The 14,953-nt window shown below is 58.7% G+C and carries 18 protein-coding genes; 9 read left to right on the forward strand and 9 right to left on the reverse strand.

Going from position 1 to position 14,953, the window contains the following annotated elements:
- Positions 1-7 precede the first annotated feature (7 nt).
- Positions 8-463 carry a metallophosphoesterase family protein gene (locus ACFOZ5_RS03615; RefSeq protein ID WP_379885479.1) on the forward strand — a complete coding sequence of 152 codons (456 nt, stop codon included), beginning with the start codon at positions 8-10 and terminating at the stop codon, positions 461-463.
- 78 nt (positions 464-541) lie between these two features.
- A complete protein-coding gene (locus tag ACFOZ5_RS03620; protein WP_379885480.1) occupies positions 542-883 on the forward strand; it encodes a thioredoxin family protein in 342 nt (113 codons plus the stop codon).
- A gap of 70 nt (positions 884-953) precedes the next feature.
- Here the strand turns inward: ACFOZ5_RS03620 and ACFOZ5_RS03625 are convergent, their stop codons facing one another.
- Positions 954-1,871, reverse strand: coding sequence for a LysR family transcriptional regulator (locus ACFOZ5_RS03625; RefSeq protein WP_379885481.1), 918 nt, complete (start codon positions 1,869-1,871; stop codon positions 954-956).
- 136 nt (positions 1,872-2,007) lie between these two features.
- Here ACFOZ5_RS03625 and ACFOZ5_RS03630 point away from each other — a divergent pair, with 136 nt between their 5' ends.
- Both ACFOZ5_RS03630 and ACFOZ5_RS03635 read left to right on the forward strand, forming a co-directional pair.
- Positions 2,008-3,003, forward strand: coding sequence for an NADP-dependent oxidoreductase (locus ACFOZ5_RS03630; RefSeq protein ID WP_379885482.1), 996 nt, complete (start codon positions 2,008-2,010; stop codon positions 3,001-3,003).
- Positions 3,004-3,201: 198 nt separating this feature from the next.
- Positions 3,202-3,594 carry a glutaredoxin family protein gene (locus ACFOZ5_RS03635; protein ID WP_379885483.1) on the forward strand — a complete coding sequence of 131 codons (393 nt, stop codon included), beginning with the start codon at positions 3,202-3,204 and terminating at the stop codon, positions 3,592-3,594.
- A gap of 33 nt (positions 3,595-3,627) precedes the next feature.
- Here the strand turns inward: ACFOZ5_RS03635 and ACFOZ5_RS03640 are convergent, their stop codons facing one another.
- Entirely contained in the window at positions 3,628-5,355 is a 1,728-nt protein-coding gene (locus ACFOZ5_RS03640) for a PAS domain S-box protein (protein WP_449288619.1), read from the reverse strand.
- 268 nt (positions 5,356-5,623) lie between these two features.
- On the opposite strand from ACFOZ5_RS03640, the gene ACFOZ5_RS03645 reads away from it, so the two are divergent.
- The gene (locus tag ACFOZ5_RS03645; protein WP_379885484.1) at positions 5,624-6,079 is read left to right on the forward strand and encodes a CopD family protein; all 456 of its coding nucleotides are present in this window, start codon (positions 5,624-5,626) and stop codon (positions 6,077-6,079) included.
- A 55-nt stretch (positions 6,080-6,134) separates the two neighbouring features.
- Here the strand turns inward: ACFOZ5_RS03645 and ACFOZ5_RS03650 are convergent, their stop codons facing one another.
- Together ACFOZ5_RS03650 and ACFOZ5_RS03655 are read right to left on the reverse strand one after the other, a co-directional pair.
- Positions 6,135-6,680: a nucleoside 2-deoxyribosyltransferase gene (locus ACFOZ5_RS03650; protein ID WP_379885485.1), complete on the reverse strand. Its 546-nt coding sequence runs from the start codon at positions 6,678-6,680 to the stop codon at positions 6,135-6,137.
- Between the two features lie 90 nt (positions 6,681-6,770).
- Entirely contained in the window at positions 6,771-6,956 is a 186-nt protein-coding gene (locus ACFOZ5_RS03655; protein WP_379885486.1) for a hypothetical protein, read from the reverse strand.
- A gap of 240 nt (positions 6,957-7,196) precedes the next feature.
- Between ACFOZ5_RS03655 and ACFOZ5_RS03660 the strand changes: the two genes are divergently transcribed.
- Positions 7,197-7,886 carry a hypothetical protein gene (locus tag ACFOZ5_RS03660; RefSeq protein WP_379885487.1) on the forward strand — a complete coding sequence of 230 codons (690 nt, stop codon included), beginning with the start codon at positions 7,197-7,199 and terminating at the stop codon, positions 7,884-7,886.
- A 194-nt stretch (positions 7,887-8,080) separates the two neighbouring features.
- Here the strand turns inward: ACFOZ5_RS03660 and ACFOZ5_RS03665 are convergent, their stop codons facing one another.
- The 5 genes from ACFOZ5_RS03665 to ACFOZ5_RS03685 all read right to left on the reverse strand — a co-directional run bounded on the left by ACFOZ5_RS03665 (position 8,081) and on the right by ACFOZ5_RS03685 (position 12,501).
- A complete protein-coding gene (locus ACFOZ5_RS03665) occupies positions 8,081-8,596 on the reverse strand; it encodes a PDZ domain-containing protein (RefSeq protein ID WP_379885488.1) in 516 nt (171 codons plus the stop codon).
- Complete coding sequence (locus tag ACFOZ5_RS03670; protein ID WP_379885489.1) at positions 8,593-9,636, reverse strand: hypothetical protein; 1,044 nt, start codon at positions 9,634-9,636, stop codon at positions 8,593-8,595. Before ACFOZ5_RS03670 ends, ACFOZ5_RS03665 begins: the two co-directional genes overlap by 4 nt.
- 207 nt (positions 9,637-9,843) lie before the next feature.
- Positions 9,844-10,344, reverse strand: coding sequence for an MOSC domain-containing protein (locus ACFOZ5_RS03675; protein WP_379885490.1), 501 nt, complete (start codon positions 10,342-10,344; stop codon positions 9,844-9,846).
- On the reverse strand, positions 10,337-11,005 hold the full coding sequence (locus tag ACFOZ5_RS03680) for a glutathione S-transferase (RefSeq protein ID WP_379885491.1): 669 nt from the start codon (positions 11,003-11,005) through the stop codon (positions 10,337-10,339). The genes ACFOZ5_RS03675 and ACFOZ5_RS03680 overlap by 8 nt, the downstream gene beginning before the upstream one ends.
- Before the next feature lie 65 nt (positions 11,006-11,070).
- Positions 11,071-12,501 carry a wax ester/triacylglycerol synthase family O-acyltransferase gene (locus ACFOZ5_RS03685; RefSeq protein WP_379885492.1) on the reverse strand — a complete coding sequence of 477 codons (1,431 nt, stop codon included), beginning with the start codon at positions 12,499-12,501 and terminating at the stop codon, positions 11,071-11,073.
- A gap of 255 nt (positions 12,502-12,756) precedes the next feature.
- On the opposite strand from ACFOZ5_RS03685, the gene ACFOZ5_RS03690 reads away from it, so the two are divergent.
- From ACFOZ5_RS03690 to ACFOZ5_RS03700, 3 genes are all read left to right on the forward strand, one after another.
- A complete protein-coding gene (locus tag ACFOZ5_RS03690) occupies positions 12,757-13,377 on the forward strand; it encodes a class I SAM-dependent methyltransferase (protein ID WP_379885493.1) in 621 nt (206 codons plus the stop codon).
- Between the two features lie 271 nt (positions 13,378-13,648).
- Positions 13,649-14,434 (forward strand): hypothetical protein, encoded by a 786-nt coding sequence (locus tag ACFOZ5_RS03695; RefSeq protein ID WP_379885494.1) that lies wholly within the window; start codon positions 13,649-13,651, stop codon positions 14,432-14,434.
- 83 nt (positions 14,435-14,517) lie between these two features.
- Complete coding sequence (locus ACFOZ5_RS03700) at positions 14,518-14,901, forward strand: DUF2750 domain-containing protein (RefSeq protein ID WP_379885495.1); 384 nt, start codon at positions 14,518-14,520, stop codon at positions 14,899-14,901.
- The last annotated feature ends 52 nt before the right edge of the window (positions 14,902-14,953 follow it).

The following is a 14,953-nucleotide window of genomic DNA, read 5'->3' on the forward strand; positions in this document are numbered from 1 at the left end:
CTGAAGCATGCAAATCGGCGTCATCGCGGACACCCACAGCAAGATGCGCCCCGAAGCCCTGGATGTATTGAAAGGTTCGGACCTGATCCTTCACGCCGGTGACGTGGGGCGGGACGAGGTCCTGGAAGCCCTGGAGGCGATCGCGCCGGTGGTTGCCATTCGCGGCAATATCGACACAGCAGGCCGTGCAGCGACTCTTCCCGATGTGCAGGATCTGGACTTCCTCGGCCACGCGTTCTACATGCTCCACGACGTCAAAGCCCTCGACTTCGATCCGCAAGGCCGCTACCGCGTGGTGGTCGCCGGCCATTCCCACAAGCCCCGTAACGAATGGGTAGGCGACGTGCTTTACTTCAATCCGGGTGGCGCGGGGCCCCGGCGCTTTACGTTGCCGATCACGGTGGGGCGGCTGGAGGTGAGCGAAGACCGTGTGGCGGGTGAAATCATCGAGTTGCCGGTGTGATGAATATGGACGCCGTTCCTGGCTGGACGCGGTGATAGCTGTGCCTGGTGGGAGTGGTGAGGTGCCGTCGAGGACTATATGGAAAATATCACGTCGGAAGAAGGCCTGACAGAAGCGCTACAAACCAACTCGGCCGTGCTGGTTCTGTTCGGCGGCAGGCATTGTGGCGTCTGTCAGGCTATCAAACCCCGGCTTGAGCAGTTGGCCTCCGGTGAATTTCCCGAGCTGGTCACCGCCTATGTCGACTGTCAGGAAACCGCCGGGGCTCTATGCGCAGCGCGGGGCATTTTCTCGTTGCCGGTGGTGCAGCTCTGGTTTGAGGGGCAGCGCTTTGCGGAGTTTGTCCGGGTGTTCTCCCTCGGTGAGATCCGGGCAGCCGTGGAGCGGCCATATCGCGCGGTATTCGGGCCGGTCAGGTGACCGGGCCCAGTGGGTAAGCATCCGGAAACCCCTCTGTCAGTGGCACCGGCGAAAGCCTATTGAAGGTTACTCAGCTCGTTGGCTCGTGCCTGGATGCCATCGCCTCGATCAGGAAATCAACGGCTACCCGGACTTTGGGGACCTGATAACGGGTTTTGCTGTATAGCAGGTAGATGGCCAGGTCCGGATCAGGCGTAACCTGCACTTTTGGGGTAAGCGTCAGGGGCACCAGGGTGCCCCGCTGAAGATACGGCGCCAGCACCCACCGTGGTAGCAGGAGAATGCCTTCACCACGCTCGGCTTTATCCCGTAACCAGCGTCCCGAGTTACTGATGGCCGCCGCAGGCGCAGAGACGTCGTGCAGGCGCCCGTCCATTTCACACAGCCAGGGCGTGGGGCCCTGGGATGTCCGGTAATAAAGGCCCTTGTGATCACGCAGTTCGCTGGGGTGGGTAGGGGTACCATACCGTTCCAGGTAATCGGGGGAGGCGACGGCCATAAAGTTGTTGTCCATCAGCCGGGTGGCGACTACCCGTTCATCGGGCGCGAGGCCGCCACGGATCGCCAGATCCACGTCATCCCGATTGAGCATGCTGAGGGAGTCGGTGAGGTTGATGTCGAGTGTGATGTCCGGGTAACGCTCGCTGAATTGATCCATCAGCGGCAGCAGGATCGCCTCCCCGAAACCCACCATGGAGCTTATGCGCAGCCGGCCCATCGGGCTGGACTGATACTGACCGACGGCTTCGTCCATGGCTTCCAGCTGCGACAGGATCCGGGAGACTTCGGAATAGTAGCTTTGTCCGATTTCCGTCAGCTTTACCACCCGGGTCGAACGCTTGAGCAGGCTGGTTCCCAGGTGAGCCTCCAGGTCGGCCACCCGCCGGGACAATGATGACGGCGGTACCCCAAAGTGTTCCGACGCGCCGGTAAAGCTGCCGGTTTCCGCGACCTTCACGAAATAGCGAATGGCTCTCAGCTGATCCATATTCCCCCGCGAAGCATTTCCATCCGGTGGTTCATTAGTGTCGAAAAGACAATAAAGTTTCGCTTTTAACCACCTTAAAGTCCACTAATCAATGGCGCACAATGGCTCGCTGACTCATCACAGGAGGACATTGTCTATGAGCACCTACAAAGCCATTAATCTGGTAAAGCGCCCTGACGGGAATATCGGTCCCGAGCTGTTCGAAGTGGTTGAAAAAACCGTTCCGGAGCCCGCTGACGGCGAAGTTCTGATCAAGCAAGCCTACATGTCCCTGGACCCTGCCATGATGGGCTGGATGAGTTCCGACACGGACAGCTACATCCCGCGTGTGGAGCTGGGCGATGTTATGCGATCGTCGGGCATTGGTGAGGTCGTTGCCTCCAACAATCCTGACTTTGCGGTGGGCGACCAGGTCATGGGCATGTTTGGCTGGCAGGAGATGTTCCTGACTGATGGCACCGGCATGAACAAAATCGATAAAGACCTGCCGGCGGAAATGGCGCTCTCGGTCTTTGCACTGCCGGGGCTGACGGCTACCCAGGGCCTTTACGGCTACGGCGATCCCAAGGCGGGTGAGACACTGGTGGTATCCGGTGCCGCCGGGTCTGTTGGCTCTATCGTGGGCCAGTTGGCGAAGGCCGATGGCCTGCGGGTTATCGGTGTGGTCGGCAGCGATGAAAAGGCCGACTGGATCGTCAATGAACTGGGCTTTGATGGCGCGGTGAACTACAAGAGCGACGACCTGGGTGCGAAGCTTGATGAACTGGCACCGGAAGGGATCGACGTTTACTTCGAGAATACCGGTGGCCCGACCCAGGACGCGGTGTTCGAGCGGATGAATGCGCACGGTCGTATTGTGGTGTGCGGCATGATTGCCGACTACACCGCCGAGACTCCGCGCCCGGGTCCCAACTGGATGCGTATCGTCAAGAAACGCCTGTCGATCCAGGGGTTCACCATGCCGGATCACCGCCACAAGACCAGGGAGCTGCAGGCGAAGCTCACACCCTATGTTCAGAAAGGCCAGATCAAATACCGGGCACACGTTCTGGAGGGGCTGGAATCTGCCATGGACGGTCTTGGCATGTTCCTGACCGGTGAGAACAAAGGCAAGCTGATGGTGAAGCTTTAAGATCAGGCTGCCCATCGCCGCCTGTTGTGGCGGTGGGCAAACCGCCGGCAAAGATTGAACCCCGGGTATATCGTGCTGCCGGTTGGTACCCGATCAACCGGATGAAGTGATATCCTCACGCACCGCTATCCAGTACGCAAATCCGGCCTGAATGCCGACACCCGGCAGGCCGTTTTCTATCCGGAGTTTGAGTTACCCATGAGAGTTGTTATTCGCTATTTTTTCCGCACCCTGCGCCTGATCCTGACACCCTTCATGCTGCTCAGCGAAAAGCTCAGCACGCCCAAGGGCATGACGCGCACCGCTGAAGATCAGGCCCTTGTCGACGAGGCCAGCAGAGATCTCGCTCTGTATCAGTTCAGCGCCTGTCCTTTCTGCATCAAAGTGCGCAAGGAGATTGCCCGCCTGGGCCTGAACATTGAAACCCGTGATGCCCAGCACGACCAGCAGCATCGTGCGGCGCTGGAAGCTGGCGGCGGACGCATCAAGGTTCCCTGCCTGAGGATCTATCAGGATGACGGCAGTGAGCAATGGTTGTACGAGTCCGCCGACATCAAGGCGTGGCTGCAGGAACGGTTCGAGCCGGCCTGACCAACTCCACGGCAGGCTGGCGTTTATTCCTGATCAGCCGTCGATCCGGCTCAGGGACGAGGCCAGAGCCGTCACTTTCTGGTGAGTCTCCTCCACCAGGCCGTCGATTTCACTGGCGGACGTGCTCGATTTTCGCGCCAGTGAGCGAACCTCTTCGGCCACTACCGCGAACCCGCGACCGGCATCACCGGCCCTGGCTGCCTCGATGGCGGCGTTCAGGGCCAGCAGGTTGGTCTGGTCGGCAATGCCGTTGATGGTCGAGACAAACCCGCTTATCTGTTTGCTGCCCTGCAGGACCGAGTCCATGGCTTCCCGGGTTTCCAGCAGGGCCATGTGGCGGTCGGTGATATCAATGCCGAAAAGAACGTAGCGGCGTACATCACCGTTGAAGTCCTTTAACGCCACGATCTGATAATCCAGCGCCATGGACGGAGCTCCCTGGACCTCGATGGAAGTCTTGCCACTGTATTCACCCTGTTGTTTCAGCTGGGTCCGGTCATCGGATGATAGCTGAGACCACAATGCTGCAGCGGCCCGAGCAGCACCCTCTTCACCCCTGCACTTGTCCTGTACCAGCTGATTGGCGCTCAGACAGGCGCCGTCCGGGCTGTATTCGACAATGGCCATGGCATTTTCAATAGCACTCATGCGGCGGGTGAAATCCACCGTTTGCTGCTTACTGGCCGTGATGTCTGCCTCTACCGAGATAAAGCGTTCCACCTTGCCTCGCTGGTCGAACACGGGGGCGATGGACAGTGATACCCAGTATGGTGTGCCGTTCTTGTGGTAGTTGAGAATTTCCGTGTAGAAGGGCTCGGCGCGATCAAGGCTGGCGCGGATTTCCCTGACTGTTGCCGGGTCGGTGCCTGGCCCTTGCAGGAGCGGCCCGGGTTTCTTGCCCCGGATTTCTTCCAGGTGATAGCCGGTGAGATGCTCGAAGCCGGCGTTGATGTATTCGATCGCGCCGTCCCCGTTGGTGATGATAATGCCGCTGTTGGCCCTGTCGGCCACCATGGACAGCATTTCCATCTGCTCCCGTCTTTCGACTTCTTCAGTAACGTCCTTGATGAAGGCGGTGTAGGTGATTCGTCCGTCGAACTCGGTCTTGCTGATGGCCGCCTGCCCCCAGAACCAGGAGCCGTCTTTACGCTGGATGTGCAGTTCACGGTAACTGCCGACAATCCGGTTCTCGCCGGTCGTGCGGTTGCGGTTAACGTACTCATCGTGGTTGGAACGGAACGCTTCAGGCACCAGCATCTTCACATTCCGGCCCAGCACTTCCTTCCTGTCGTAGCCCCAGAGCCGTTCTGCCGCGGCATTGAATACGCTGACGCAGTTGTTCTCGTCGATGGAGACGACGGCATCCATGGCCTGCTCCAGGGTCTGGTTCATCAGCTCCCGGGCGTAACGCTCTTCACTGATGTTCCGGACAAACAGGGTGATTTCCGCGTTCCGCTGCCCGGCACCGGCAGTGCCTGCAACGGCCAGGTGCGCCCAGAAAGCTTGCCCGTCCATCGACGTCAGTGACAACTCGGCTTCACTCTGGCGGCCGGAAAGCACCGGATCCGCCGCCTGGCCAAACAATCGCGATGCCGGTTGCCCGATGGCCTGGTCCCGTGAGCACCCCCAGAGCCTCTCGGCGGCTAGGTTCAAAAAGCTGATGGCACCCTTCTGGTCAACACTGACCACCGCTTGTGGGGCGTTCTCCAGAATATCGTTGGCGTTTGAGCCGAACAGGCGGCGGGACAGGAACAGGAGCATGGCTTTGGGGATCCTTGGTCATTGTCACCCTGCAGGCTTTCGGTAAGCGATCTGCAGGTTCTCAGGGGGCGGCCCATTGCGAAAAGTGACGTCGGTTGATTTTGTGACGTTGATTACGACATGGGGTGCGCATCAGACCTTCAGATGCCGGAAGGATATGTATCAGGTTGTAATCAAGGGCAGGGCGGGAAGTGGCCGTCGAGGCAGTTGGTTTTAAGCCAGGTGAGGCTTATGCTGATCACACGCATTTCCCACCCTGGAGTCGTTTATGAGTCTGGCTGTTGCACTACATGTTCTCTCTGCCGTGATCTGGGTTGGCGGCATGTTTTTCGCCTATATGGCCATGCGTCCGGCGGTGGTCGAGGTGATTGATGCGTCGCAGCGGGGCGTGCTCTGGTGCCACACCCTGTCCCGTTTCTTTCGATGGGTATGGGCGGCCGTGATCCTGTTGCTGGTAACCGGATACTGGATGATCTTCAGCGTATTTGGTGGCATGGCCGGTGCGGGCTGGCATATCCACGTCATGCAGGGGCTGGGTATTGTGATGATGCTGCTTTATTTCCACGTCTACTTTGCCCCCTTCCGGAGGCTGAAACAGGCGGTTGCCAAACAGGATCCCCAGGAGGGCGGGCGCCAGGTGGCACAGATCCGTAAGCTGGTGGGCACCAACCTGATTCTTGGGCTGATTGTGGTGGCCATCGGGGCCGGTGGCCGGTATCTGTAAGCTTGTCGCGTCGGCGTGGTGTTGAAATAGCCCAGGGTAGGCAGAACCGACAGGTTCAGGCCGGGGCGAGCGCCCGAACACAGCGACAGAACAGCTCCGCCGAGAAGAGTGGGTGTTCGCCCCGCTGTTCTGCGACGAATAGACGGCCGCCGGAATCGCGGATTCCGCCTTCAATCATCAGGTTGTCACTCAGCTCAAAGTCCTCAATGGTGTGGCCCCGTTCATCCAGATCGGTTGCGCCTGCCCGTTCCCGGTAGTGCCGGTGGTCCAGTGTGAACCCGAACGCGGGCTTGCCCTGGCCGATCATGTAGCCCACTTCAAATACGGTGCCCGGATCGGCACTGATCCCGCGAAACGGCGTCAGGTTGGCGATGATCGCGTCGCAGCTGTCCATCAACTCACGGTTGGCCTGGTAGATCTGGTGCCCGCGATGGGGTTTGGGGGCTTCTTCTGAAAACGTCAGTACGGTATCCAGCGGGTCGACCCCTTCAAGTCCGGCGTTCATGAGCAGGCGTTTTTTCTCGGCCACGATGGCCTGGTGTTCTCCGGGCGGGAAGAAAACCTCGGGGCCAGCGAGGTAGATGCGTTTCAGCTGTGCCATGGGCGTCTCTTGTGGGTATCAGATCCTTACGGGGGTGCTGTCAGGCTCAGATCTTGCCTTCCGACTTCCGCCTGCCGTCCGGTCAATCATTCAGTGGCGAGGGTTATCCTTGTCTGGAGCTGATGCTTCATCCGATGCGTTGTCGTCCGAGGTGAGGTAATACTCCTTTTTCTCGACGGTGACAGCATCAGGATCTTCAACGGGGTTTTTGCGTCGGCCTTGATACAGCCAGAAGGCCACCACGGCAACAATAACGATCAGTACGATCCATTTCATGTCCGTTTCCTCCGGACGGCGGTGTTTCCTGTATTCAGGCACCCCATGTGACGGTTCGTCAACAAAACCGGGATTAATTTATTGTTCGTTTGCCCATTGCCGGCACGCTAGCTGCCAGGTGGTGAATTGCAATGTCTTCCGAGGACCGATAATCTTCGAGCGCTATAAAGCCTGCCCCAATGGAGCCTCGGAACCTCGTCCGGGCTTGATAGGGCTTTTATCACCACAAAGGGAATTGCCATGCCGCGTATATTTCGACTGTTTGTCTTCAGTATTCTGACTGTGGGCCTGTCCGCCTGCGACTCCTCTGACCCCAATGAGGTCAACGCTCCGTCTCCTGAAACAGACCGCGAAGAGGCCGCTGCTGCCGTGGAAGCTGCGGCAGCCATGAGTGACTCGGGAGCTGCTGACTCGGAGTGTGAGTACTTCGAGGAAATCCTGGCGATGCTGCCGGACGAGAAGACGATCAATGGTCTTGATCGTGTACACACGGAGTGCAGCGACCTGAGAGCTGCCGCCACCTACAGGGGCGACAGCGCAGAGTATGTATTCGCCGCCCAGATACTGAAAGGTGACTCTCCGAAGCTGGAAGCTTACATGGATTCGATGGAGGGGGCGCCCGAGGTGATCGTCAAGGAGCTGGAGCGTGTAATCACTATCAACGGTGACATGTTTGAAACGGGCCTCTCGCTCTGCGAGGAAATGGCACAAAGCGACTACTCTCTCGGTGTTCCGACGCCTTTCAAAACCGAATCCGGCCTATGTGTTATGAAAGAGGATGGGGCCCGGTGGATTTCCCGGAAGCTGGTCGGCGACGATATTGGCCTTGTGATTGAGTTCTCCGGGCCCGAGGCAGACTCCCTCGAGGATGCTGAGGTGGCGGCCCAGCGGATTGAGCCATTGTTTACCAGGTTCTCGGTGGGGAACTGAAAGGCACATGCGGTGCCTTGGCACCAGGGTGAGGTAATTGCCATTAGCAGTTGGTTATGCCCCGCTGGCTCATGGGGCCTGTTGCGGATGTTTTGCCGGTGATAGACGGGGAGCTGGGTATTGTACTGCTGGTGATTGGCTGCCGGGCGAGGCCCCGGGAACGCTGGGGCCGCCACGTTGACTGGTGTCCTGGTTTACCTGGACAGCTGCTGGCGGATAACGACGGAGTTCTCCCAGATACGGACGAGTACCCAGGCCACGCCATAGTAGAACAGGCCGAACAACACCGATTCAGCGGCAGCGACTATGGTCATCAGGTGAAGGTTGGCCATCACCGAGAAAACGGCCCCTGCGATATTCAGCAGCAGGATCAGGGTTGCCACAAACATGATGAGCTTCGTCCAGAACGACGACGGCTCGTTGGAGTTGGTCTTTGCTGAAGGTGGCGCGGCTTGAGGTGCGATGTCCTTTGACTGAATGCCCAATGGTCCGCTGGCTACCGTGACTTGCTCAATGTCGCCATCACCGCGCTGGTAATGCACAACGGCCTCTGGTTTGCCCTTACCGCCTTTGATGGCGTTAGTCAGATGGTTTGCTGTGCGCACAGGGGTGCCGTTGTAACTCGTGATTACGTCCCCTTTCTGCAGTCCGGCCTGCTCGGCGGCACTGCCTTCCCGAACCAGTTCGACGGTTACCCCTTTACTTGTCATTTCTGCTCCTCATGGCTTGTGGCTGGGACGTGGCCCGGATTTCCTGGCGCCAGCCTGGTAATTTCAACCTTCTGGTTAACGAACGCCACTCGGCCGTTCGATATAAAACCATGCACCTGATCATCAAAGAAAATCATTCCCGGATGCATGGACTGGCTACCCCAGAGCAAATGGGCATCTGAGTAGACTGTCCTGAGTATGGAAAGCCCCAGCGCGGTAGGCTCCATGTCATGTTTGACGATGGGATCTATTTTTCGATTCCCCGGGTTTGGCTCAAACTCAAGCTGACCGTTCTTGTCATAGCTTCCATTGGAATAGAGCCTGACAGCAGCGCTGTTGCCTGGTTGGGTTTTCCACGCAACCGGAAAGCCAACGAGAGAGGAAACAGGATCCTTCGGCGAGACGGCGGTCAGGCCTCCCACGTCTACGGTTATAACAATGTCTGCGGGCCAGTATATGAATCGCTCATCCGGCTTGTTTGCCGGCAGCTTCAGAGTGAAGATCGAGTCGGGATGGTTGTCGCAGCCCTGGACGCATTCCAGTGTTGTGTCGAGCGCCGTGGCAACCTGTTCCAGGCGTTTCCGGATGAGGGCGTTCGTGGCTATCCGGGCCGCTTTCACGGATGGAATGATCTCACCGTCGATCTCTGCCGGAAGGAAGGCCTGGCTGATGTATTCCATACTGCCGTCACCGGACATGAGCCCCAGCACAAGAACCACAGCACCCAGCTCTGCGCCCAGATCCGAGGCGATCTGCCCCTGGACGGCGTCTGTTGCCATGGACGTGGCCGTTGAGTAGTCACCGGCATCCCACTGACGCACGTAATCAGTCTGCAGAATCTGGGATTCCAGCTTTGCCCGTGTATCACTTTCCGCGAGGTAGCGGGCCAGATAGCCCAACCGGACGTGTTCGTCCTGTGTCAGCTCCACTTCCTCGTAATGTGGGCGATCCCAGACATCTTTTAACCATGGCGGGGTGGCACATCCGGACAGCAGACCAATGAGGAGTATGGTCAAAGGACGTTTGAGGCTATGGGGCATCGTTTCTCAGTCTTTGGGTGCGCCGTCGTTCACGGAAGCTGGCGTATGGTCGGATAAGCTGCTGGCACATTACCAACTCGTAAGGCGGTGTGTAATAGGCGCTCAATGAAATTTGACGTTCTTTTTCATGTATCAAAAAGTAAAGCGAACTGGGGGGGGGATATACATGTGCACGTGATGGGTAGGTGCAACACGGGTAGGCGTTCGTCAGGCCGGGACAGCGGTGGCCAGGACGGGGTCTTGAAGTGCCAGCTCACCTCCCTCAACCACCCGCGTGGTAATGCCACCGTGGCCTCGCATGGCGTTGTACCCGCCGGGTCCAAGTGCCGTTTCCATCTTGCTGCAGGGGTGACAAAGGCCGGTGTACTCCAGCACCGCACCACCGACATGGAAGGTTTTGCCCTTCAAGGCCAGCAGGTTCAGCCCAGAGACTACGATGTTACGACGGAAAACCTCGGGCCCGATGGTCTCCCGCTGCAGGCATGAGGCAATGGCGTACAGGTGCTCTTTCTGAATCAGGGTGACCTGCCGTTTGCTGGTCTCGCGGCCTTTGAAACGATCACCTTCCAGGCCGTTTCCCGGGGTAATGGCCACCCTGGTGAGTGCCCTCATGGACTCGCCACGGGCGGTACGAATACCAATCCACTCCACCCGTCCGGTCTGGGGGAGGGTGTCGAACAGGGTTTGCAGTGGAGTGGCTTCAGGCAAAGTCGTATTCACCGCCTTTCTCGAGGCCTCTCTCATAGGCGGGTCTGGCGTGCACCCGCTCTACCCAGGCGGTGATGTGGGGCCGGTTCTCGCCGACAATTCCCCGGGCCAGCGAAGCTTCCAGCGGAAAACTCATCTGGACATCCGCGCCGCTGAGATCGTCGCCGAGAAACCAGGTGTTTTTCGCCAGATGGGCTTCCACAAAATCCATGTGCGTATCGATCATCGGGCCGATGAAGGCCTGGTTGGTCTTGTCCGCAATGCCTTTGGCCACCGGCTTGATAAAGAACGGCATCGGGCTGGTCTTCACCTTTTCAAACACCAGGCGCATGAGCAGCGGTGGCATCAGGGAGCCTTCGGCGTAATGCAGCCAGTAATTGTAATCAAGCCAGGCCTGGCCACTGGCCGGCGGCACCATGGTGCCTTCGCCGTAGGTCCGGGCCAGGTAGTCGATAATAACGCCGGACTCCGCCACCACCATGTCGCCGTCGGTGATCACGGGGGATTTTCCCAGGGGGTGCACTCTCTTGAGGCTCTCCGGCGCCTGCATGGTCTTGGGGTCGCGCTCGTAATATTGGACCTCATAGGGCACTCCCAGCTCTTCCAGCATCCAGAGGACACGTTGTGAGCGGGAATTATTCAGGTGATGGACTGTGATCATGCCGGCACTCCGTTTTCGTTTCTGGAATGAGCAGGTTAGCAGAGTCGGCCTGCCCGGTGGGCCCTTCAGTCTTCACTTGCCTTCTTGCCGGACTTGCCTCGGCGACGGTGTGTTCGCTTTGACGATGGTTTGATGTTTTGTGCAAGCACCTCAAACTGCGCGGGGAAGTGGCGTATGACTTCCTGGATATCGGACGGCACCGATTTGTCGGCAACAATGCCAAACTGCACGGTACCATCGTAACTGAGAATGCTCAGCCCCAGGCCGACGGCCCCCGACTGGGGCACCCAGACCATCGGCTGCCGGATGCGGGCGCCTGCCAGAAAACGGGCCGTGGAAGGCCCCGGAACGTTGGTCACCACCAGGGATGTTTTCTTGCTCAGGAACTCCAGGGTGGTTTTTTCCAGTACTGCCGGCCCGTAGCCGAGCACCGCAAGCAGGCCGAAGGTGGCGCGGGGCTGGGCTGAGCTTTTCAGCTCCCGCATGGCTTTCTGCACCGCCCCGAAACGGGCCTTGGGATCATCCACGCCCACCGGCAGGGGCACCACGACCAGCCCAAACTGGTTGCCCAGTTCACTGATTGGCTGCTCCCGTGAACGAAGGTTGAAGGGCAGGGCAACGTGGATATCGGAGGATATCTGAACCTCATGTGCCAGCAGGAACTCACGCAGGGCGCCGGCAACACTGGCCAGGAGGACATCGTTCACGGTGCCGGCGAGCGCATGGGCCGTTGCCTTGACCCGCTCCAGGTCCAGGGGAGCCGACCAGGCCACCTGTTTGCGGCCGCTCAGAACGGGTTTGAACGTCTCAGGATCGGCCGGAAGCAAGCCCAGGTGGGCCAGTTCCATGCCCGTGGCCACACCCTGACGCGCCAGGTCCAGCAGGTGTGACGGGTGCCTGATCAGACCAACGCCCTCACCAAGGAGCCCCTGGCCCAGGCTCAGTCCCCGCCTGATCAATCCCCTGGCCGGCCTGAACACCCGCTCCGCCAGCTCTGTGACGGCGAGCAGTGAATGATCTTCCCCGTCCTGGTCGTCAGTCTCATCGGTAAAGGAAAGCAACACCTGCACCAGTGCCAGGCCATCGGCGATGCAGTGATGAATGCGCACGACCAGGGCGGCCCCTTCGCCAAAGGGCTCCACCAGGTGCATTTGCCAGAGCGGGCGTCGGAAATTCAGTGGGGTGCTGATCAGGTCGCCGATCAGCTCCTGTAGTTCGGCTTCTCCGGCACCCCCCGGAAGGCCGATGCGGTGAAGGTGATGGTCGATGTGGAAGGTTGGATCGACTTCCCACCAGGCACGGTCACCCTCATCGATCACCCGCTGACGAAAACGCTTGAAGCAGAGGAAGCGTGCTTTCAGGACGTCGCGCAGTCGCTCAATATCGATCGGGCGGTCCAGTATCAGTACCCCTGCAATCATCATGGGGTTGTTGTCGCTTTCCATGCGCAGCCAGGCCGCGTCCACACTCGCCATGGGTTCTCGGTTGCCAGTCATGATTCGCCTCGCCTTGTGGCAAATAACCTTGAGCGCTTCAGGGTAACTATAGAACTATTGGCGTCATGTCGGTCCAATTATGATGAATGCGATGTTCATCCATATCAGTGCCTGTACCGGACAAGACGGGCGATTGATGGAATGGCTACAGGCTTTTTCGTCTCCGTGCTATCCGGATGAAGGCGGATAGCAATTGACGGCAGTGGTTACAGGTTCCATTGTTAGAGCAGACTGACAATTCAGGTGAAAGGTTGAGTGAGTGATATGGACGGAGAAAGTATTGGCCCGGAAGAGAAAACAAATCGAAGAACCAGCCCGGGAGCTTTCTTCCGCGGATTCTTGCGTGAGCCCCGCCAGGTGGGCTCGGTCATACCCAGTTCGAGATTCCTGGAGAACCGGATCCTCGATGCGTCAGAGCTGGGCCAGGCCAAGCGGGTAGTGGAGTTGGGGCCGGGCACCGGCGGCACCACGCGGGCCTTTCTTCGGCACCTTGGTGCGGAGGCGCGCCTGCTGTCAATCGAGCTGAGTCCGTTCTTCAACGAACTGCTTGATGAAATCGAAGATCCGCGCTTCACCAACCACCTGGGTAGCGCGGAAGATCTGGCAGCGATTCTGGAGTCGCACCACCTGGGAAAACCGGACGTGGTCATCTCCGGCATTCCTTTCTCAAAAATGCCGGAAGCGGTAGCCAACCGGGTTGCACAGGCGGTGCAGGATAACCTTGCCGAGGGCGGACGCTTTGTCGCCTACCAGTTTCGCAGTGACGTGGCCCGGATCACCGACCCGGTCATGGGGGCCCACGAGAGCTGTACACTGGAAGTGCGAAATATTCCCCCGATGCGGGTTTATCGCTGGTTCAAGTCTGCCGCTGGCTGATTGTTCGATTTGAAGCTGCCTCTTCCGGTTTGAGGCTGAATACATACGAGGTATTCGTCGGGGGAACGAGTGCTGTCCTGAAGCCTATCGGTAGGGGATCGGCCGGCCGGTGGGTCACTTTTATGTACACCCCTGTAATACCTGCGTATTTCGCATTATGGGGCAGCGGATCGAAGTGGTTTTGTCTATCCGGCCATCTACGTGGATAATAGCCATCAAACAACACTGGCCCGGGCTGAATCAACGCCCCTTCACAAACAAAGTCTGATAAATGCATTCTCTAAAAACGGTTCTCCTGATTGGCTTCCTTGCAAACGGCCTGCTGCTGGCAGCTTGTGATTCATCCGCTACTGCGAATGTGGCTCCCCCCGATTCCGAGAATGTGAAGGCAGATCGCAGTAAGAACACCCGAGCGGTAGGGCAGTTCGAGTATGAGCTGCGGACCGAGGAAGCCTCTGTACTGGACGACCGGTTCCCGTTCGGGTACTGGGAAATCACCAGGGTCTACCCTGAAATTCTGTCCGACAGCCATCCGTTGGTGGCTGATGCTGCCAACCAGAAGATTGCGGCCCTTATTGATCAGTACCGTTGCGATGGCCTGGGGGATCAGTCTTTCCGGACCCAGGAGGTGTTCCTGGGTAATGGCCTGCTGAGCATCGCGTATGAAGCCATGTGGATGTGTGCCGCCATGCAGTCTCCTGCCAGTGAGTCCGGCTCCCTGAACATCAGCCTGACAAATGGCACGGAGGTGAAGCTGGAAGACCAGTTCCGGGGGCCCAGTGACTACGCACAGTTTCGGAACCAGGCTATCCGGAAGCTGAACCGCGAGCTTGAAGACAAGGTATCCGATGCCGGAGAGGGATGCCCGGAAGTTCGTGCGTTCAACGGGTTTCATACTGACGGTACCAACCTGATCGTATCATCGCGGTCAGACCAGCAGGACAGCACAGCCTGCGATGTGGAGGTCAGTTTCCGGTTGCAATCGCTGGAAGGAAAACTGAGAGCGGACAGTGTCTTACTGGCTGGCGCCAGAGAAGGCAACGCGGGCCAGCAATAAACCAGGTCAAATGGGCGGCGCCGTTTCCCGCTCAGAAAACCTGGTGCAGTCCCGATACCCCCAACCGAGCGGTGGAGCCCATCATGAGTGATAACCCCGTCAATGAAATACTCCAGATGGATGGCGAAGAGCGGTACGACTACTTCCTGAGCGAAGTGGCCGAAGAACGCGAAATCTGGATTCTGGTCAACGCCGACAATCAGTTCCTGAAGATCGTCTCGGAAGAGGACGGCGTGGCCTACCTGCCAGTCTGGCCAGGCCAAGGGCTCGCCGCCGACTATGCAAAAGGTGCGGGGGACCTCTCGCCGAAAAGCATTTCCCTGCCGGATTTTTTCAGGAAATGGGTGCCGGGGCTAAGCAAGGACGGGCTTGAGATTGGTGTACTCCCCGGTGCGGATGGCGAGCTCTGGATCACCGGGCCGGAAGAGCTGAAGGGCGACCTGCAAGAGGCTATGTCGGCGTTTTAGCCTGTCGGGTTTTGCCGGTCGGCCCGCCTTGCCGTCCGCTTGATTTTCTCCC

The sequence above is a fragment of the Marinobacter lacisalsi genome (assembly GCF_042651045.1).
Lineage (GTDB): Bacteria > Pseudomonadota > Gammaproteobacteria > Pseudomonadales > Oleiphilaceae > Marinobacter > Marinobacter lacisalsi.